Source organism: Streptomyces sp. SYP-A7185 (assembly GCF_046103685.1).
In the GTDB taxonomy this organism is placed as follows: Bacteria; Actinomycetota; Actinomycetes; order Streptomycetales; family Streptomycetaceae; genus Streptomyces.
The window spans coordinates 7861969-7880594 of sequence record NZ_CP122310.1; the positions used below are offsets into that span (position 1 = coordinate 7861969).

An 18626-nucleotide genomic window follows, 5' to 3' on the forward strand; every position below is an offset into this window, starting at 1 on the left:
AGGGGGCCCGAGCATGACCATCCTGGAATCCATTCGGGGGCCGCGTGACCTGAAGGCGCTGACCGAGACCGAGCTCGACGAACTGGCCGAGGAGGTACGGGAGTTCCTGGTGCACGCGGTCGCCAGGACCGGAGGTCACCTCGGGCCCAACCTGGGGGTGGTGGAACTCTCCATCGCCCTGCACCGGGTCTTCGAGTCACCGCTCGACCGCATCGTCTGGGACACCGGCCACCAGAGCTACGTGCACAAACTCCTCACCGGCCGGCAGGACTTCTCCAAGCTGCGCGGCAAGGGCGGCCTCTCCGGCTACCCCTCGCGCGCCGAGTCCGAGCACGACATCGTGGAGAACAGCCACGCCTCGACCGCGCTCGGCTGGGCCGACGGCCTGGCCAAGGCGCGGCAGGTCCAGGGGGAGCGCGGCCACGTCGTCGCCGTGATCGGGGACGGCGCGCTCACCGGCGGCATGGCGTGGGAGGCGCTCAACAACATCGCGGCCGCGAAGGACCGCCCACTGATCATCGTCGTCAACGACAACGAGCGCTCGTACGCCCCCACCATCGGCGGCCTCGCCAACCACCTCGCCACGCTGCGTACGACCGACAGCTACGAACAGGTCCTCGCCTGGGGCAAGGACATACTCCAGCGCACCCCGGTCGTCGGCCACACCCTGTACGAGTCGCTGCACGGCGCCAAGAAGGGGTTCAAGGACGCCTTCGCACCGCAGGGCATGTTCGAGGACCTGGGGCTCAAGTACGTCGGGCCGATCGACGGGCACGACACCGGGGCCGTCGAGTCCGCGCTGCGACGCGCCAAACGCTTCCACGGACCCGTCATCGTCCACTGCCTCACCGAGAAGGGCCGGGGCTACGAACCCGCGCTCGCCGACGAGGCCGACCGGTTCCACACGGTGGGCGTGATGGACCCGCTGACCTGCGAGCCCCTCGCGCCCTCCAACGGGCCGTCCTGGACCTCGGTGTTCGGCGACGAGATCGTCCGCATCGGGGCCGAGCGCGAGGACGTGGTCGCGATCACCGCGGCCATGCTGGGCCCGGTGGGCCTGACGAAGTTCGCCCAGTCCTTCCCCGACCGGGTCTGGGACGTCGGGATCGCCGAACAGCACGCCACGGTGTCCGCCGCCGGGCTCGCGACCGGAGGCCTGCATCCCGTCGTCGCCGTCTACGCCACCTTCCTCAACCGCGCCTTCGACCAGCTCCTGATGGACGTCGCGCTGCACGAGTGCGGCGTCACCTTCGTCCTGGACCGGGCCGGGATCACCGGCGTCGACGGGGCCTCGCACAACGGCATGTGGGACATGTCGATCCTCCAGGTCGTGCCGGGCCTGCGGATCGCCGCGCCGCGCGACGCCGACCAGCTGCGCGCGCAGCTGCGGGAAGCGGTCGCCGTGGACGACGCGCCGACGCTGCTGCGCTTCCCCAAGGAGTCGGTGGGCCCCGCGATCCCCGCGGTCGACCGGATCGGCGGCATGGACGTGCTGAGCCAGGGGCCCGAGGACGCCGGCACCGACGTGCTCCTCGTGGCGGTCGGCGTCATGGCACCGGTCTGCCTCCAGGCCGCGGAGCTGCTGCGGGAGCGGGGGCTCGGCTGCACGGTTCTCGACCCGCGCTGGGTCAAGCCCGTCGACGCCGAGCTGCCCGCACTCGCCGCACGGCACCGGGTCGTGGCGGTCGTCGAGGACAACAGCCGGGCCTCCGGGGTCGGGGCGGCGGTCGCCCTCGCGCTCGGCGACGCCGACGTCGACGTCCCCGTACGGCGGTTCGGCATCCCCGAGCAGTTCCTCGCGCACGCCAAGCGCGCCGAGGTGCTCGCGGACCTCGGGCTCACCCCCGTCGAGATCGCGGGGCGGATCAGCGCCACTCTGGCAGCCAAGGAGCAGCAAGCATGACCAAGGAGTTCGACCTCGGCAGACTCCTCGCCGAGCGGGGCGCCGAGCGCTACGAACTGCATGCGCGGCATCTGAACCACCAGCTGCCGCGCATGCTGCACACGATCGGCTTCGACAAGGTCTACGAGCGGGCCGAGGGCGCGTACTTCTGGGACGCGGAGGGCAACGACTACCTCGACATGCTCGCGGGCTTCGGCGTGATGGGCCTGGGCCGCCACCACCCCGTGGTCCGCAAGGCGCTGCACGACGTCCTGGACGCCTCGCTCGCCGACCTGACCCGCTTCGACTGCCAGCCGCTGCCCGGACTCCTGGCCGAGAAGCTGCTGGCCCACAGCCCGCACCTGGACCGGGTGTTCTTCGGCAACAGTGGCACGGAGGCCGTCGAGACGGCCCTGAAGTTCGCGCGGTACGCGACGGGCAAGCCGAGGGTGCTGTACTGCACGCACGCCTTCCACGGCCTGACCACCGGCTCGCTCTCGGTGAACGGCGAGTCCGGCTTCCGGGACGGGTTCGCGCCGCTGCTGCCCGACACCGCCGTACCGCTCGGCGACCTGGACGCCCTGCGCGCGGAGCTGGCGAAGGGCGACGTGGCCGGGTTGATCCTGGAGCCCATCCAGGGCAAGGGCGTGCACGAGACGCCGCCCGGCTATCTGCGGGCCGCCCAGGAGCTGCTCCACCGGCACAAGGCGCTGCTGATCGCCGACGAGGTGCAGACGGGGCTGGGCAGGACCGGCGACTTCTACGCCTACCAGCACGAGGAAGGCGTGGAGCCGGACCTGGTGTGCGTGGCCAAGGCGCTGTCCGGCGGCTATGTGCCGGTGGGCGCGACGCTCGGCAAGGACTGGATCTTCAAGAAGGTCTACTCGTCCATGGACCGGGTGCTCGTGCACTCGGCGAGCTTCGGGTCCAACGCGCAGGCCATGGCGGCCGGGCTCGCGGTCCTCTCGGTGATGGAGAACGAGGAGACCGTCGCGAACGCGCGGGTCACCGGCGAGCTCCTGAAGACGCGGCTCGGCGCGCTCGTGGACCGCTACGAGCTCCTGAGCGAGGTGCGTGGCCGGGGCCTGATGGTCGGCATCGAGTTCGGGCGCCCCAAGTCGCTGAAGCTGCGCGGCCGCTGGTCGATGCTCCAGGCGGCGCGCAAGGGACTCTTCGCGCAGATGGTCGTGGTGCCGCTGCTCCAGAAGCACCGCATCCTCACCCAGGTCTCCGGCGACCATCTGGAGGTCATCAAGCTGATCCCGCCGCTGATCGTGGGGGAGCGGGAGGTCGACCGGTTCGTGGCCGCCTTCACCGACGTCATGGACGAGGCGCACAGCGGGGGCGGGCTGATGTGGGACTTCGGCAAGACGCTGGTGAAACAGGCGGTCGCGAACCGCTGAGGGACCGCTGGAGCCACTGGGGCCGCTCAACCCAATGGGGATCCGCTCCCGGAGCCCCGAGAAGACGCCGGCCGGAGGCTTTTGCCTCTGAGGCAAGAAAATTGCCTCGGAGGCAAAGGTCTGGCTCAATCGGAGACATGAGCACTGCCGAGCCCGTACCGCTCGACCCGGAAGCCGACGACGCCCTGCCCGCCGTCGCCCCGCAACTGCGTGAGCTGCGCCGACGCGCCGCCCTGACGCTGGAGGCGGCGGCCCGCACCGCCGGGCTCTCGCCCGCCCATCTCTCCCGCCTGGAGACCGGCCAGCGCCAGCCGTCCCTGCCGCTGCTGCTCGCCCTGGCCCGTACCTACGGTACGACGGTCTCGGAGCTGCTCGGCGAGAAGCCCGCCGACCGGGACGCCGTCGTCCGCGCCTCGGACATGGAACCGACCCGGGCGGGCGGCTGGACCTACCGGCAGGCGGGCTCGCAGGGCCGCGGCATGCAGGCGCTGCGGGTGCACGTGCCGCACGGGGCGCAGGGCGACATCGTGCGCGTCCACCCCGGCGAGGAGTGGCTCTACGTCCTCCAGGGCCGCCTGCGGCTGCGCCTCGGCGACACCACGTACACGCTCGACCCGGGCGACAGCGCGCACTTCGACTCGCTGACCCCGCACCGGATCGCCGCCGCCGACCACCTCGGCACCGACCTTCTCTTCGTCCACACCCTGTTGCAGAGTCCCGCCACCGCGCTGTGCCTCGGCGGGACCGCGCACAGCCCCACCCCGGGAGATTCGCGATGACGGAATCCGAAGCGCAGCAGCCCGGCCGGCCGGAGTCCGTCCCTGCCCCCGAGCCCGAGCCCGCCCCCGAGCCCGCGCCCGCCCCCGAGCCGGCACCCGCGCCCGCGAAGAAGGCCATGTCCCTGGAGGAGAAGCTCCCCCGCGGGCTCTGGATCCGGCTGATCATCTACGTGGCCGTGGGCCACCTCTTCGCGGCCTTCATCTACCTGCTGTTCACACTGGGCGCCCAGAACCAGTGACGGGGCGGCCCGCTCAGTCCAGGAGGTGCTCGCGCAGGCGCTCGCGGGTCTCCGGGGCCAGCGAGAGGCCCTCGCTGAGGTAGGTCTCCGTGTCGCCCCAGGTCTGCTCGATCGTGTCGAAGGCCGCGGCCAGGTACTCGGCGCGGGCCTCGAAGAGCGGGCTGAGCAGCTGCATGATCTCGGGGGACATCGCGTTCGGGGAGTCCGAGCTGCGGCGCACCTTGTAGCGACGGTGTGTGGCGTTCGACTCCAGGTAGTCCGCCTCGATGGCGTCGCGCTCGACGCCGACGGCGAGGAGCGTGACGGCTATCGAGAGGCCCGCGCGGTCCTTGCCCGCGGCGCAGTGCATCAGGGCGGGCACGCTGTCCGCGGCCATCTCGTGCAGCACCCGGCTGTGCTCGGCGGTGCGGTCCCTGATGATCTCGCGGTACGTGTCGGAGAGGCGCCCCGCGGCCTGCCCCTCGGACAGGGCCGCGCGCAGCTGGTCCAGATCGCCGTCGCGGACCATCGTCCAGAACTCGGCGCCGTGGGCCGGGTCGGTCAGCGGCAGGTTCACGTTGCGCACGCCCGGCAGCTCCACGTCCGGGCCTTCGAGCCGCTGGTCGGCCGCGTTGCGGAAGTCGTAGATCGTGTGCAGGCCCAGGGTGGAGAGGAACGCGGCGTCGGCCGGCGTGGCGTGCGCGAGGTGACCGCTGCGGAAGAGCCGGCCCTGCCGGACGCGGCGGCCGTCCACCGTCGGAAGCCCGCCCACGTCACGGAAGTTGCGGACACCGGCGAGCTCCGGCTCCGCCGGCTCGGTCGTCGTCAGCTCTGTCGGCGGGACCTGCTGCGTCACGGGGGCTCCTCCCGTCCGGCCGCCGGCGCGACTCGCCGGTGGGGTGCGGCTTCGACCATACGACATGGGTTCCTGAGGCAATCACTCCTGGTGCATGAGCGTTGCCTCACAGGTGATCCCCCTTGATGATGTCCGTACACGCGCGTCCGGCTCTGCGACGGTGGGGGATCGATGATCGAGGTCGGCGAAGACGGTCGTACGTGGCTGCTCTCCGGGCCCACCAGCGGATATGCGCTGCGGCTCACGGACCGGGACGAGCTGCTGCACCTGCACTGGGGTCCGCGCATCACGCTGGCCGACGCCGAGGCGCTCGCCGCGCAGCCGCTGCCCGCCGAGCGGTCCTTCGAGTCGCGGCTCGACGGCCACGAGGAGTATCCCGTCGAGGGCGGGCGGCGCTTCGTGCGTCCCGCCCTCTCCGTGCGGGGCGCCGGGGTGCGCGGCAGCGAGTGGCGGTTCGCGGAGGCCGCGACCGAGCGCGAAGAACTGCGGCTCCACTTCACCGATGCCGTCCACCGGTTGAGCATCACCCTCGTCTACCGCACGCGGGGGGACGTCATCGAGCGGTTCGCCGTCCTGCGCCACGACGGGCCCGCCGACGCCCCCGCGCTCGAACTGCTCCGCGCCGACTCCGCGACCTGGACGCTGCCGGCGCGCGACCAGTGGCGGCTCTCCCAGCTGCACGGGCGCTGGGCGGCCGAGTCACGGCTCGTGCGGGCGGACCTCACCTACGGCGAGCAGGTGATCGGCAGCCGTCGCGGGCACACCGGGCACCAGCACCTGCCCTGGGTCGCGCTCGACGCGGAGGGGGCCACCGAGGAGCACGGCGAGGTCTACGGCTGCGCGCTGGCCTGGTCGGGGTCCTGGCGGATCTGCGTGGGCCGGCTGCCGGACGGCACCGTGCAGATCACCGGCGGCCAGGGCCACGACGACTCCGGGCAGGAACTGCTCGCCCCCGGCGCACAGGTGGTGACGCCGGTCTTCGCCGGGCTGTGGAGCGACGGCGGCTTCGGCGGGGCGAGCCGGGCCTGGCACGCCTATCAGCGTGCGCACGTGATCCCGGACGCGGCCGAGCCGCGGCCCGTGCTCTACAACTCCTGGGAGGCCACCCGGTTCGACATCTCCGAGGAGCAGCAGCGGACCCTCGCCGGGAAGGCCGCCGCCCTGGGGGTCGAGCTGTTCGTGGTCGACGACGGGTGGTTCGGGCGGCGCGTCAGCGACCGGGCCGGGCTCGGAGACTGGACGCCCGCCCCGGACCGCTTCCCCGGCGGCCTCAAACCGCTCGCCGACGAGGTGCACGCGCTGGGCATGCGCTTCGGGATCTGGGTCGAGCCGGAGATGGTCAACCCGGACAGCGACCTCTACCGGGCGCACCCCGACTGGGTGCAGCACCAACCCGGCCGCGAACGCACGGAGTTCCGCAACCAGCTCGTGCTCAACCTCGCCCGCGAGGACGTCCGGGAGCATCTGTGGGAGCAGCTCGACGCACTCCTGTCCAGCGCCCCGATCGACTACGTGAAGTGGGACTTCAACCGCTGCTTCAGCGACGCGGGATGGCCCGGCGAGCCATATCCGCAGCGGATCTGGAACGCCCATGTGCACGCCCTCTACGGCCTGTTGGACCGGCTGCGCGCCGCGCACCCCGCCGTCGCCTTCGAGTCCTGCTCGGGCGGCGGCGGACGCGTCGACCTCGGGATCCTCTCCCGCACCGACCAGGTGTGGACCTCCGACAACACCGACCCCCTGGACCGGCTCGCCGTTCAGCACGGCTTCGGCCAGCTGCACCCGGCGCGCGTCATGGCCGCCTGGGTGACGGACAGTCCGAACACCCAGCTCAACGGCCGGGTCAGTACGCTGCGCTTCCGCTTCGTGAGCGCGCTGGCGGGAGTGCTCGGCATCGGCGGCGACCTCACGCGATGGAGCGCGGAGGAGCTCGCCGAAGCGGCCGACTGGGTGACGCTCTACAAGGAGATCAGGCCCGTGGTGCAGCTCGGGGACCTCCACCGGCTGCGCCCGCCCTCGGAGCCGCTCAGCGCGATCCAGTACGTCCACGGTGACGAGACCGTGGTCCTCGCCTGGCTGCGCGCGCAGTCCTACGGGGAGGAGCCGCCCCGGCTGCGGCTGAAGGGACTGGACCCCACAGCGGCCTACGTCTGCCAGGACACGGGCAAGACCCACCGGGGCGCGGTGCTGCTCCACCACGGACTGCGGACCGGGCTGCGCGGTGACCTGGACGCGGCGGTGTTCCGCTTCCGTCGCGTATGAGTGCCGCCGGACCCGTCACGTATTCCTGGCTTGGACGAATCTTGACCGGTGGCTTATCTCACCCTCCGTCAACCCCTCCCTACGGTGGCGTAGGTCACTTAGCGAGGTGAACAATATGGCGACGTGAGAGCAGAGTCGACATCCTTCATCCCTGACACATTCACCTCCTACGCAGCGGTCGGCGACAGCTTCACCGAAGGCGTGGGGGACCCCGGCCCGGACGGAACGTTCGTCGGCTGGGCCGACCGTCTTGCCGTGCTGCTCGACGACCGGCTGCCGGAGCACACCTTCCGGTACGCCAACCTCGCCGTGCGCGGCAAGCTGCTCGACCAGATCGTCGCGGGCCAGGTGCCCCTGGCCAAGAAGATGGCCCCCGACTTCCTGACGTTCTGCGCCGGCGGCAACGACATCATCCGCCCCGGCACCGACCCGGACGAGGTCGCCGAGCGGTTCGAGCGCGCCGTCGTCGACCTCACGTCGTCGGTCGGCACCGTCATGGTGACCACGGGGTTCGACACCCGCGGGGTGCCGGTCCTCAAGCACCTGCGCGGCAAGATCGCCACGTACAACGGCCATGTCCGTGCGATCGCCGACCGGTACGGCTGCCCGGTCCTCGACCTGTGGTCCCTCAAGACCATCCAGGACCGCCGCGCGTGGGACGGCGACCGGCTGCACCTCTCCGCGGAGGGCCACACGCGCGTGGCGCTCCGCGCGGCCCAGGTCCTGGGTCTGGAGGTCCCCGCGGACCCGGACCAGCCGTGGCCCCCGGAGCCGCCCCGCGGCACCCTGGAGGTGCGGCGCGACAACATCAACTGGGCGCGCGAGTACCTGGTGCCGTGGTTCGGACGGCGGCTGCGGGGCGAGTCGTCGGGGGACCACGTGGAGGCCAAGGGGAGCGTGGACCCGTACACCGTGCGGATGCACATCAAGTCCGCGTCCTGACAACGGCGTTGTGGGCCCTGCGTCCTGTGCCCCACGCCCCGCGCCCCGCGCCCCGGAGATTAATCAAGTGTCCCCGTGGGCCGGGACGGCTACGGTAAGAGCGTCCAGGTGCGAAGGCGCGGGTTACTTCCACTCATAATGGGGCGGTCGCGGGTTCGAGTCCCGTCGTCGACTTCGGGTCGGCGTAGCTCAGACGGCAGAGCACCTTTGTCGCCTGCACCGGCTTTGATCTCTGGACACCTGACGCGAGCCGTCTGCCCTCGGGGGAAACCGGGCAGGCGGCTTCGTCGCGTGCGGGGTCAGCCCGCCGGCGCCGCGGCCGGGGCCAGGCCCAGCTCACGGCTCAGGGCCTCGTCCACCCAGGCCAGCATGCGGGAGCGGGGCAGCGCGGCGCCCTCGTAGGCCGTCATCTGCACCGCAAGACCGTCCAGCAGGGCCGTCAGGCGCAGGGCCGTGGTCCGCGGGTCGGGGCAGGTGAACTCGCCGGCCGCGACGCCCTCCGCGATGACCTCCGCCAAAGCCGCCTTCCACTGCTGGTCCAGGTCGCGCGTCACCGTGCGCAGGGTGGGTTCGCGCAGCGCGGCCGACCAGCCCTCTATCCACAGGCGCCAGCCCTTGGCCTGGCCGGTGGGGGCGTACCAGCGGAGGGCGGCCCGCAGCCTGCGCAGAGCGGTGGTCCGCCGGCCCAGAAGGGTGCGCAGATGGGCCAGGTCGCCCTCCGCGGCATGCGCGAAGGCCGCGGCCACCAGCCTCTCCTTCGTGGAGAAGTGGTACAGGACCAGGGCGTTGCTCACCCCCAGCGCGGCGGCCACGTCCGCGATGCGCACGGCGGCCACTCCGCGCACCTCGATCTGTTCGACGGTGGCGGCCAGCAGCTCCGCCCGCCGCTCCGCCACGCTCAACCGCACTCTCGCCACGCCGGGCAGCCTATCCATCGGACCGCGGCGCGTTCGCGTACCAGCCGAACCGCTGCCCGATCACCGGCAGCCGGTCGGCCACCAGCGCGTGGGCGGCCGCGCGCGGAGTCGTGCCGTCCGCCTCCGCGCGCCGCAGCATCAGGCCGACCAGGGCCCGCATCGAGCGGCGGACGTGCGCGAAGGCCTCGTCCGCGTCGGGCCCGATGTCGCCGAAGAGCGTCCACCACCACCAGGCGTTGGTCGAGGAGTTGACGACGACGTCCGGCAGGACGGTGACGCCCCGTTGCGTCAGGAGCCGCTCGGCCTCCGGCAGCACCGGCATGTTGGCGGCCTCCGCGATCCAGCGGGCGGTGATCAGCGCCTGGTTGCTCTGGTTGATCGTGTACGACACCGCGGCGGGGACCAGGATCTCCGCGTCCGCGGCGAGCCAGGCCTCGCCCGGCAGCTCGCGGTCCCCGGGTCGCAGGACCGAGCGGTCCACCGTGCCGTGCGCGTCGCGGGCGGCGAGCAGCGCCTCCACGTCGAGCCCCGCGGGGTTGGCGATCGTGCCCTTGATGTCGGCGACGGCCACCGTCGTCAGCCCCGCGCGCGCCAGGAACCGGGCGGTCGCGCCGCCCATGGTGCCCAGGCCCTGCACGGCCACGCGCGTGCCCGCGTGCGCGTGGCCCGCGCGATCGAGGGACGCGAGGACCGCCTCGGCGACTCCGTGGCCGCCGACCAGCTCATCCAGGCCGATCCCGTCGACCTCCACGGCGAACGCGTCCGCCAGGCGCCCGCGGGCCGCCGCCTCGTCGTCCAGGAGCGGGTAGACGGCCTGGACGGAGGAGATCAGGCCTGCTTCCGCCGCCGCCCGGTCGACCAGGTCCTGGGTCAGCCCCAGGTCCTCACCGGTGGTCCAGGAGCTCTCCACGTAGGGGCGCATCGCCCGCAGATAGCGGACCAGGACCTCGTACGCCTCCGGGGCGCGCGGATCGCAGTCGATGCCGCCCTTGGCGCCGCCGAGCGGTATGTAGCGGGCGCGGGGGTCGTAGTGCAGGGCTTCCTTCATGGTCATCCCGCGGGCGAGACCGGTGACCTCGTCGAGGGTGCAGCCGGGGCGCATCCGCAGCCCGCCGCTGCACACACCGCGTACGAGACGGTCGATGACCAGGAAACCCCGGTGGCCGGTGATGTGGTCGGTCCAGGTGAGGGAGAGGAGGGGAGTGTGGGGAGCCGGGGGCACGGAAGACAGGCAAGGCACGGAAGGCAGGACAGGCATGGAGCGGACTCCTACTGAATGGGGGATCAGTAGGAGTACATCATGCGCCCGTCGGCCACGTGGCCGACGCGGACCCCTCCGGACGACCGCTGCCGTGGGCGGTGCACATAATGGAGATCTGACCTGTCTCTTCCAGGAGGTGCCGTGTCCCGTTCGCTGAGCTCTGGGCTCCGCTCGCTCAGGACCGCCCCCTTCGGCGCGGATCCCGCCGGCGAGCGGCTCGCGCGGATCCACCGATCGCCGAACTTCGCCGAGGGGTCCTTCCAGAACCCCGAGGGGGCGCGGACCCGGCCCACCGGCTCGACGCTCGAGTTCGCGAAGATCTACTTCCGCAAGGAGGAGCGGATCCGGCGCGGCCCCACGGGCACCATCCCCGTGCACGCCACGACCCTCGCCGACCTCGCCCAGCCCCCCGCGAGCGGGCTGCGGATCACCTGGATGGGGCACTCCAGCGTGCTCGCCGAGATCGACGGGCAGCGGGTGCTCTTCGACCCGGTCTGGGGCGAGCGCTGCTCCCCCTTCTCCTGGGTCGGCCCCAAGCGGCTGCACCCCGCCCCGGTGCCGCTCGCGGCGCTCGGCCCGGTGGACGTCGTGGTGATCTCCCACGACCACTACGACCACCTGGACATGCCCACAATCCGCGCCCTGGCCGGCACGGACACCGTCTTCGCGGTGCCGCTGGGCGTCGGCGCCCACCTGGAGCGCTGGGGCGTCCCCGCCGACCGGCTGCGCGAGCTGGACTGGAACGAGGACACGAAGGTGGGGGCCCTGACCCTCACGGCGACGCCCGCGCGCCACTTCTGCGGGCGCGGCATCCGCAACCAGCAGCACACGCTCTGGGCGTCCTGGGCCGTCGCCGGGCCGGAGCACCGCGTCTACCACAGCGGGGACACCGGCTACTTCACCGGATTCCGGGAGATCGGCGCCGCGCACGGACCGTTCGACGTCACGATGATCCAGATCGGCGCGTACAGCGAGTTCTGGCCCGACATCCACATGACGCCCGACGAGGGGCTGCGCGCGCACCTGGACCTCCAGGGCGGGCGGCCCGGCGGGGTGATGCTGCCGATCCACTGGGGCACGTTCAACCTCGCGCCGCACCCGTGGGCCGCGCCCGGCGAGGGCACGATCGCCGCCGCGGGCCGGGTCGGCCAGCAGATCGCGCTGCCGGTCCCGGGCGAGCCCTTCGAGCCCGCCTCGGACTCCGTACCGGTGAAGCCGTGGTGGCGCGGCGTCGCGATCGAGCCGGTGGGCGGCTGGGCCCGCCCCGAGGGCGTCGGCGCGGGCGCCGAAGCGGCGGAGGCAGCGGAGTCAGGGAAGTCTGGGGAGCCCACGGCGTCCGCCGGGCGCACGGAGGGCACCGGAGAGCCCGAGGCGGCGCGCGTCGGCTGACGGGAACGGCCACGCCAGGAGGCGCCTGCCGGGAGCACGCACGGCAGGCGTCCCCCGGGAACAGGGGCGGCAGCGCACGACGCGCCGCCCCTGCGGCATGCCCGGCTACCGCCGGCCGCCGCACTCCCAGTCGTGGACCTCGACGGCGGCGTACCGCTCCGGGGTCAGGACGGCACGTGCCGTGGCCGCGTCCGGGGCCCGCACCAGCGCCGCCGTGCCCAGCCAGGCGGAGCCGTCGTCCGAGAGCAGCGGCCCGTACGCGATCAGTCCGTCATGTCCGGGCGGCACGTCGAGGTCGGCGGGCTGCCCGGAGCCGAGGCCGATGACCGCGTACCGGTTGCCCCCGGTGGAGCCGCCGGGGAAGTCCCACATGGTGCGGCCCAGCGTGTTGCGCCACCGCCGCAGCAGTACGTCACGGTAGGCGCCCGCCTGGTAATTGGGCTCGTCGAAGGCGAACGCGCGAGCGGCGGCGGCGTCCGGCAGGTCGACGATGTGCACGCTGCCGGTCGGGGTCTCGCCGTCGGCGGCGAAGGTCGGCCCGCGCGCGATCAGCTCCGCCGCGTACCGGTCCATGTAGGACCAGTGGTCCTCCGTCAGTTTCTCGCGCAAGGGGAGGGATCCGGGCCGGTCGCGGTGGTAGCAGAAGAACTCCATGCCCGTGACTCTCGCCGATGCGCGGCGAGCGTTCAACGGGATTCGGGATCTTCGCGGGGGCCGCGCGACGAAGATCGGACACTTCCCGGATCGAACACGCGCCCCTCACTGAAACGCGCGTCCGAAGGGTGATTCGGACGGTCGTACGACGCGTCATACCAGAGCGGGACGCTGGGTGCCGGACTTTGTCAACTGCCTCCCGCACATGAAGCGTTGGTGACTACCGTGAGTGTCCGCCGGTCGACGCAGGGATCATGGCAGCGGTCCTGCCCGAGCCCTCCCGACCGGCACGGCGATGCCGCGAACCCACGCGTCGCGCGCCCGTCGGAGCCCGCTCCCTGACCGAGGACGCTGATGTCTCACCTCCGTGCACCGGCCGCCCGCGCAGACCGCCGTGAGGGCGGGCGGCACGGCAAGCCCGGGAGCCGAGCCGCCCCCGCGCTGCCCGAGGCCCGGATACGGCCGCAGCTCCTGCGCATCGCCGTACTGCCCGTCGTCGCGGTGATGCTCTGCGCCGGTGCCGCCGTGCTGTTCATCGTCCGGTCCTCGCCCGGCCCGCTCGAACCCGCGCTGCTCCTCATCCTCGTGGCGGCCGGGGCCATCAGCCTGGCCAGCGTCGTGATCGCGGCCATCGCCGCCGACCGCACCGCCACCTCCGTACGCGACCGCGTCGGCACCCTGCGCCGCACCACCGCGCGCGGCCAGGCCGAGCTGCGCGAAGTCGTCGAGAAGCTGCGCCGCGGCGAAGGCCCGCCCGCCCGCAAGGCGCCCGCCAGATCCGCCCCGGACGGCGACGAGTTCGGACTGCTCGCCGCCGAGCTGAACCGCGCCCAGGACGTCGCCGTCACCGCCGTCGTGCAGGCCTCGCAGCTCTCCAGCCACGCGGGCAGCGAACAGAAGGTCGAGGTCTTCGTCAACCTGGCCCGGCGGCTCCAGTCCCTCGTGCACCGCGAGATCTCGATCCTCGACGACCTGGAGAACGAGGTCGAGGACCCCGACCTGCTCAAGGGCCTCTTCCACGTCGACCACCTGGCCACCCGCATCCGCAGGCACGCCGAGAACCTCGCCGTCCTCGGCGGCGCCATCTCGCGCCGCCAGTGGAGCAACCCGGTCTCCATGACGGAGGTGCTCCGCTCGGCCATCGCGGAGGTCGAGCAGTACTCGCGGGTCAAACTGGTGCCGCCGATCGCGGGCACTCTGCGCGGCCACGCCGTCGCCGACGTCATCCACCTCCTCGCCGAACTCGTCGAGAACGCCACCGTGTTCTCCGCCCCGCACACCCAGGTCCTGCTGCGCGCCAACCTGGTGACCGCCGGGCTCGCCGTCGAGGTCGAGGACCGCGGCCTCGGCATGCCCCTGACCGAGCAGAACAAGATGAACCACCTGCTCGCCGACCCCGACCAGGTCAACGTCGCCAGCCTCCTCCAGGACGGCCGGATCGGCCTCTACGTGGTCTCCGCGCTGGCCCGGCGCCACGGCATCGCGGTCCGCCTCCAGACCAACATCTACGGAGGCGTGCAGGCCGTACTGATCCTCCCGCAAGCGCTCCTCGGCACCGAGCCGCAGGACCAGCCCGCCACCGCCGGCCGGCCCCAGCGCGCCCCGGACGCCGCACCCCCGGCCGCCCCCGCCCCCGTCGGCGTACGGCAACCGGCGCCGACGCCCGCCGCGGCCCCGCACCCGGAGCCGGTGGCCGTGCCGCCGCGGCCGGAGCGGGACGCGCGGCCGAGCCCGCAGCCGGCCGCCCCGCACGCCCCCGTGGCGCAGGGCACCGCCCCCGCCCCGCTGCCCGTCCGGGGCAGAGAGGGCAGGGCGACCCCGGCCGAGGCCGTGCCGGGGATCCGGCCCGAGGACCGGCAGGCCGCGGCCGAGAACGCCGGGGCACCGCCGACCCCCCTCAACGGCAGCGCCGTGCGCGGCCGGGTGGGCAAGCCCCAGCTGCCCAAGCGGCGCGCCCAGGAACACATCGCGCCCCAACTGCGGGAAGCGCCGTCGCCCCGCGTCGAGAGCGAACACCACATCGGCCACGACCCGGGCCTGATGGCCGCCTTCCAGCGCGGCATCGGACTCGCCGCCGCACAGGAGACGCGGGATCCGGCGGCCGGACCCGACCTCGGCGTCCCCCGCGACGGGAGCGACCAGGGTGGCTGAACCGCACCATCCCCCCAGCACCACGTCTGCCCCGGCAGACCCTCGTACCTCAAGGAGTCGATCCACCATGGCGAGCGATGCGCAGACCGCGCAGGTATCCGACCTCGACTGGCTGATGAGCGGACTCGTACAGCGTGTGCCGCACACCCACAGCGCGGTCCTGCTCTCCTCCGACGGGCTCGTGAAGTCGGTCCATGGCCTCGACCCGGACAGCGCCGACCACATGGCGGCCCTCGCCTCCGGGCTCTACTCGCTGGGGCGCAGCGCGGGCATCCGCTTCGGCGACGGCGGCGACGTGCGCCAGGTCGTCGTCGAGCTCGACTCCACCCTCCTGTTCGTCTCCACGGCCGGTTCGGGCACCTGTCTCGCGGTGCTCGCCGGCCGCGACGCGGACGCCGCCGTCCTCGGCTACGAGATGACGATGCTGGTCAAGAGCGTGCGCCCCTACCTTCTGACCGCACCCCGGCACCCCGTCGGCGAACCCGCCCCGATGAGGCATTGAGCGTGGCGGCCCCGCACGACGGGCCCTGGCTCGACGCGTCGGCCGGACGGCTCGTCCGGCCCTACACGGTCAGCGGCGGACGGACCCGGCCGACCGCCCAACTGGACCTGCTGACCCAGGTGATGGCCACCGGGGGAGCGGTCACCGGTTACCTCGGGCCCGAACACACGGAGGCGCTCGGGCTCTGCGCGGGCCCCACGTCGGTCGCGGAGATCGCGGCGCAGCTCAAGCTGCCCGCGGTGGTGACCAAGGTGCTGCTCTCCGATCTCGTCGACTGCGGGGCGCTCACCCTGAGAGCCCCGGACTTCTACCACAACCCCACTGACCGGTCCCTGTTGGAGGCAGTGCTCGATGGACTACGACGACAGCTCTGACCCCTTCCCCACCGCATTGAAGATCCTGATCGCGGGAGGTTTCGGGGTCGGCAAGACGACCTTCACCGGCGCGGTGAGCGAGATCGCGCCACTGAGCACGGAGGAACTCCTCACCACGGTCAGCGAGGGCACCGACGATCTGTCGGGCGTCGAGAACAAGACCACGACGACCGTGGCCATGGACTTCGGCCGCATCACCCTCGATCCGGAACACGTGCTCTACCTCTTCGGGACGCCCGGCCAGGAGCGCTTCTGGTTCATGTGGGACGAACTCTCCGAAGGCGCGCTCGGCGCGGTGGTCCTCGCCGACACCCGCCGACTGGAGGACTGCTTCGCCGCGGTGGACTTCTTCGAGCAGCGCGGCATGGGATTCATCGTCGCGATCAACGAATTCGACGGCGCCCACCGCTACGAACCCGACGAGGTGCGCTCCGCCATCGACCTGGATCCGCAGGTGCCCGTCGTGCGGTGCGACGCGCGCATCTCCAGCTCGGGCATCGCGACCCTCCTCACGCTCGTCAAACACCTCCTCGCCCACGCCCCGGCCGCCCCGAGCTACGGAGCCCACACCTGATGTACGACGCGACCGCGCCCCTGCTGCTCACCCCCGTCGACCGGGAGGCGCCGAGTCGGGTACGCAGACTGCGCCGGCTCGGCATAGGACTCCGTCCGGAGCTCGCCTTCGACGCCTTCGCCGACCGGCTCGCCGAGATCACGGGCGCGCCGTACTCCATGGTCAACTTCATCGACGAGAACCGGCAGTTCTTCGCGGGTCTGCACACCCCGGGCGACACGGGGGACGGCTCCGAGCTGACCGCCGCGGCGGCCGCCGAGAACACGCCCTTCCGCTACATGGCGCGCGATCACGGGTACTGCCCGCACGTGATCGTGCGGCGCAAGGCCCTCGTCCTGGAGGACGTCTGCGACTTTCCGCGGTTCGCGGGCAACCCCGTGGTCGACGAGATCGGCATCCGCTCGTATCTGGGCGCCCCGCTCATCGACCGCACGGGCATCGCCCTCGGCACCGTCTGCGTGGTGGACGTCGAGCCCCGGCCCTGGGGCAGGGCCGGCCTGGAGACGATCAAGGCGATGGCGGCGGAGCTGATCGAGCAGATCCACCGCAGGGAGGACGGCGGTATCTGACGCTCACACCTCCAGGAGGGTGCCGTCGGGGAAGCGGAGGCGGACGACGCCGTCCGCCGCTTCGCATGCGATCGACTCCCGCAACGCCGTCGGCAGCACGGCGTCCTGGGACAGGACGACGAGCGTGACGTGCACGCTCGCGCCGCCCGGATGCCCGGCGCGGCTCAGGTACGGCGTCGCGGAGTGCGGCCCGTAGGCGTTGGCGGCCACCTCGCGGGCGATGCCGGCCTCTTCGTCCCAGCCGTGCAGTGCGACGACGGCACTGGTCAGCCCGGCCTCGGTACGGGTCAGGGCCCAGCCGGGGCCCCGTTCGGCGTACGGCTGCGCCGCGTCGGCGACCGCGTAACCGCCTTCGCGGACCGTCACGCCCGCCGGGGCCAGGACGCGGTGGACGCGGATCTCCCAGGGGCCGTGCAGGGCGCTGGTCGTCTCGACGGGGAAGTCGCCCTCGACGCCCGGCAGCCGTGCGTCGTGGCGGGAGACGGCCACGCGTCCCGCGCAGCGCACCGGGTGGATGCGGCGGCGGCGTGAGGGGGTGCCGTCCGGCGCGAGGAGCGCGAGGTGGCCGTCCACGGCGCGTTCCCACGCGGCCGGGGCGGTCTCGGGGGCGGTGGCCGTGGAGTAGCCGAACTTGGCGTAGTGCGGGTCGTCGGCCGCGGGGCCTTCCAGGGGGTTGTGGTCGCTGCCGTGGTTGATCAGGCGGACGATGCCGTCGTGGCGGGTGCCGTGCAGGAGCCAGCCGGGCTGGGGTAGGGCCGTGTACTGGTCGGACTCCTCGACGGGCAGCGGGAGTTCGGCTTCCGTCCACACCGGGTGCCCGGCGGGCAGCAGCAGGCCGAGGAAGCCCTTGCTCGCCCAGTACGGGGACGCCGGACCCGAGTAGGCCTGCGTGGCGGGCAGGAACGTGCCGTACCAGCCGAGCGGGAGCAGTCCGCGCGCGTCGGGCACCCCGCGCTCCACGAAGTGCCGTGCGGTGCCGGACGCCAGGCGCCGGGTGAGGCCGGGCGCCAGGGGAGTGCAGTCGGCGAGGGCGCCCAGCCACACGGGGGCGGTCGCCGCGAAGCGGTAGGTCAGGGAGCGGCCCTGGTGGACGGGCGCGCCGTCGGCGCCGAAGAAGTGCGGGTAGGCGGCGAGGAACTGGGTCAGGCGCTCGCGGTAGACGGAGGCGCGGTCCTCGCCGTCCGGGCCCGCCATGCGCGCCCAGAGCAGCGGGTACAGATGCATCGCCCAGCCGATGTAGTAGTCGAAGTTGCGTCCGTCGCCGTCGCTGTACCAGCCGTCGCCGCGGTACCAGTCCTCGATGCGGTCGAGCCCGCCGTCGATGTCCGCCCGGCTGTAGGGGGCGCCGACGGACGCCAGGAACTGCTCGGACACCACCTGGAACAGGCGCCAGTTGTTGTCCCACGTCCGGCCGCCGACGAACCCGGAGAACCAGTCGACCACCCGCTCCTGGACCCGGGTGTCGAGCTTGTCCCAGATCCAGGGGCGCGTCTCGTGCAGCGCGATCGCGATCGACGCCGCCTCCACCATCTGCTGCGAGCAGTCGGTGAGTTCGGGCCAGGCCTCACCGCCCGCCGCGTCGCGGTCCGTGCCCGCCGTCAGACCCCGCACGTAGCGTTCGACGAGGTGCGGGTCCACCTCGCCGCCCGCTCCCGCGATCCGGAAGGCGGCGAGGAGGAACGACCGGGCGTACCCCTCGAGGCCGTCCGACACGACCCCCGACCAGCTGCCGCGCCCGGGCAGCCGGTACTGCGCGAAGTTCGGCGTCGCGTAGGGGACGAGTGCTTCCAGCTGCCGGTCGGCGAGTGCCTCCCAGTGCGCGCGGGTCCAGCCCGTGAGCGGGGAGAGGACCCGGTCGGTGGGCGGCAGGGCCAGGTGCGGTGCGGGCATGGC

17 protein-coding genes are annotated in these 18626 nt (G+C 72.7%); 12 read left to right on the forward strand and 5 right to left on the reverse strand.

The features are described 5' to 3' along the window. Positions 1 to 13 precede the first annotated feature (13 nt). From dxs to QBL25_RS34445, 4 genes are all read left to right on the forward strand, one after another. Positions 14 to 1903 carry a 1-deoxy-D-xylulose-5-phosphate synthase gene (gene dxs, locus QBL25_RS34430; RefSeq protein ID WP_409060854.1) on the forward strand — a complete coding sequence of 630 codons (1890 nt, stop codon included), beginning with the start codon at positions 14 to 16 and terminating at the stop codon, positions 1901 to 1903. Then, positions 1900 to 3285: an aspartate aminotransferase family protein gene (locus tag QBL25_RS34435; RefSeq protein ID WP_409060855.1), complete on the forward strand. Its 1386-nt coding sequence runs from the start codon at positions 1900 to 1902 to the stop codon at positions 3283 to 3285. The genes dxs and QBL25_RS34435 overlap by 4 nt, the downstream gene beginning before the upstream one ends. Before the next feature lie 137 nt (positions 3286 to 3422). Beyond that, a complete protein-coding gene (locus QBL25_RS34440; protein ID WP_409060856.1) occupies positions 3423 to 4064 on the forward strand; it encodes a helix-turn-helix domain-containing protein in 642 nt (213 codons plus the stop codon). Then, positions 4061 to 4303 carry a DUF6126 family protein gene (locus tag QBL25_RS34445; RefSeq protein WP_409060857.1) on the forward strand — a complete coding sequence of 81 codons (243 nt, stop codon included), beginning with the start codon at positions 4061 to 4063 and terminating at the stop codon, positions 4301 to 4303. The genes QBL25_RS34440 and QBL25_RS34445 overlap by 4 nt, the downstream gene beginning before the upstream one ends. A 13-nt stretch (positions 4304 to 4316) precedes the next feature. Here QBL25_RS34445 and QBL25_RS34450 read toward each other — a convergent pair whose 3' ends face one another. After that, positions 4317 to 5138, reverse strand: coding sequence for a tyrosine-protein phosphatase (locus QBL25_RS34450; protein ID WP_409060858.1), 822 nt, complete (start codon positions 5136 to 5138; stop codon positions 4317 to 4319). Positions 5139 to 5309: 171 nt separating this feature from the next. On the opposite strand from QBL25_RS34450, the gene QBL25_RS34455 reads away from it, so the two are divergent. Next, positions 5310 to 7400, forward strand: a complete 2091-nt coding sequence (locus tag QBL25_RS34455; protein WP_409060859.1) for an alpha-galactosidase — start codon at positions 5310 to 5312, stop codon at positions 7398 to 7400. A 123-nt stretch (positions 7401 to 7523) separates the two neighbouring features. Continuing rightward, on the forward strand, positions 7524 to 8342 hold the full coding sequence (locus QBL25_RS34460) for an SGNH/GDSL hydrolase family protein (protein ID WP_409060860.1): 819 nt from the start codon (positions 7524 to 7526) through the stop codon (positions 8340 to 8342). A gap of 299 nt (positions 8343 to 8641) precedes the next feature. On the opposite strand, the gene QBL25_RS34465 is transcribed toward QBL25_RS34460, so the two are convergent. Continuing rightward, positions 8642 to 9259, reverse strand: a complete 618-nt coding sequence (locus tag QBL25_RS34465; protein WP_409060861.1) for a TetR/AcrR family transcriptional regulator — start codon at positions 9257 to 9259, stop codon at positions 8642 to 8644. Between the two features lie 10 nt (positions 9260 to 9269). Then, the gene (locus QBL25_RS34470) at positions 9270 to 10481 is read right to left on the reverse strand and encodes a Glu/Leu/Phe/Val dehydrogenase dimerization domain-containing protein (protein ID WP_409060862.1); all 1212 of its coding nucleotides are present in this window, start codon (positions 10479 to 10481) and stop codon (positions 9270 to 9272) included. Between the two features lie 180 nt (positions 10482 to 10661). Here QBL25_RS34470 and QBL25_RS34475 point away from each other — a divergent pair, with 180 nt between their 5' ends. Next, the gene (locus QBL25_RS34475; protein WP_409060863.1) at positions 10662 to 11909 is read left to right on the forward strand and encodes an MBL fold metallo-hydrolase; all 1248 of its coding nucleotides are present in this window, start codon (positions 10662 to 10664) and stop codon (positions 11907 to 11909) included. 105 nt (positions 11910 to 12014) lie between these two features. Here QBL25_RS34475 and QBL25_RS34480 read toward each other — a convergent pair whose 3' ends face one another. After that, positions 12015 to 12563, reverse strand: coding sequence for a YciI family protein (locus QBL25_RS34480; protein ID WP_409060864.1), 549 nt, complete (start codon positions 12561 to 12563; stop codon positions 12015 to 12017). A 354-nt stretch (positions 12564 to 12917) separates the two neighbouring features. Here QBL25_RS34480 and QBL25_RS34485 point away from each other — a divergent pair, with 354 nt between their 5' ends. From QBL25_RS34485 to QBL25_RS34505, 5 genes are all read left to right on the forward strand, one after another. Beyond that, entirely contained in the window at positions 12918 to 14714 is a 1797-nt protein-coding gene (locus QBL25_RS34485; protein ID WP_409060865.1) for an ATP-binding protein, read from the forward strand. Positions 14715 to 14781: 67 nt separating this feature from the next. Continuing rightward, the gene (locus QBL25_RS34490; RefSeq protein ID WP_409060866.1) at positions 14782 to 15216 is read left to right on the forward strand and encodes a roadblock/LC7 domain-containing protein; all 435 of its coding nucleotides are present in this window, start codon (positions 14782 to 14784) and stop codon (positions 15214 to 15216) included. 2 nt (positions 15217 to 15218) lie between these two features. Then, on the forward strand, positions 15219 to 15590 hold the full coding sequence (locus QBL25_RS34495) for a DUF742 domain-containing protein (protein WP_409060867.1): 372 nt from the start codon (positions 15219 to 15221) through the stop codon (positions 15588 to 15590). After that, on the forward strand, positions 15568 to 16164 hold the full coding sequence (locus QBL25_RS34500; RefSeq protein WP_409060868.1) for a GTP-binding protein: 597 nt from the start codon (positions 15568 to 15570) through the stop codon (positions 16162 to 16164). The genes QBL25_RS34495 and QBL25_RS34500 overlap by 23 nt, the downstream gene beginning before the upstream one ends. Next, the gene (locus QBL25_RS34505; RefSeq protein ID WP_409062882.1) at positions 16161 to 16733 is read left to right on the forward strand and encodes a GAF domain-containing protein; all 573 of its coding nucleotides are present in this window, start codon (positions 16161 to 16163) and stop codon (positions 16731 to 16733) included. Before QBL25_RS34500 ends, QBL25_RS34505 begins: the two co-directional genes overlap by 4 nt. A 3-nt stretch (positions 16734 to 16736) precedes the next feature. Here the strand turns inward: QBL25_RS34505 and QBL25_RS34510 are convergent, their stop codons facing one another. Next, a complete protein-coding gene (locus QBL25_RS34510) occupies positions 16737 to 18623 on the reverse strand; it encodes a DUF2264 domain-containing protein (protein WP_409060869.1) in 1887 nt (628 codons plus the stop codon). Positions 18624 to 18626: the final 3 nt, after the last annotated feature.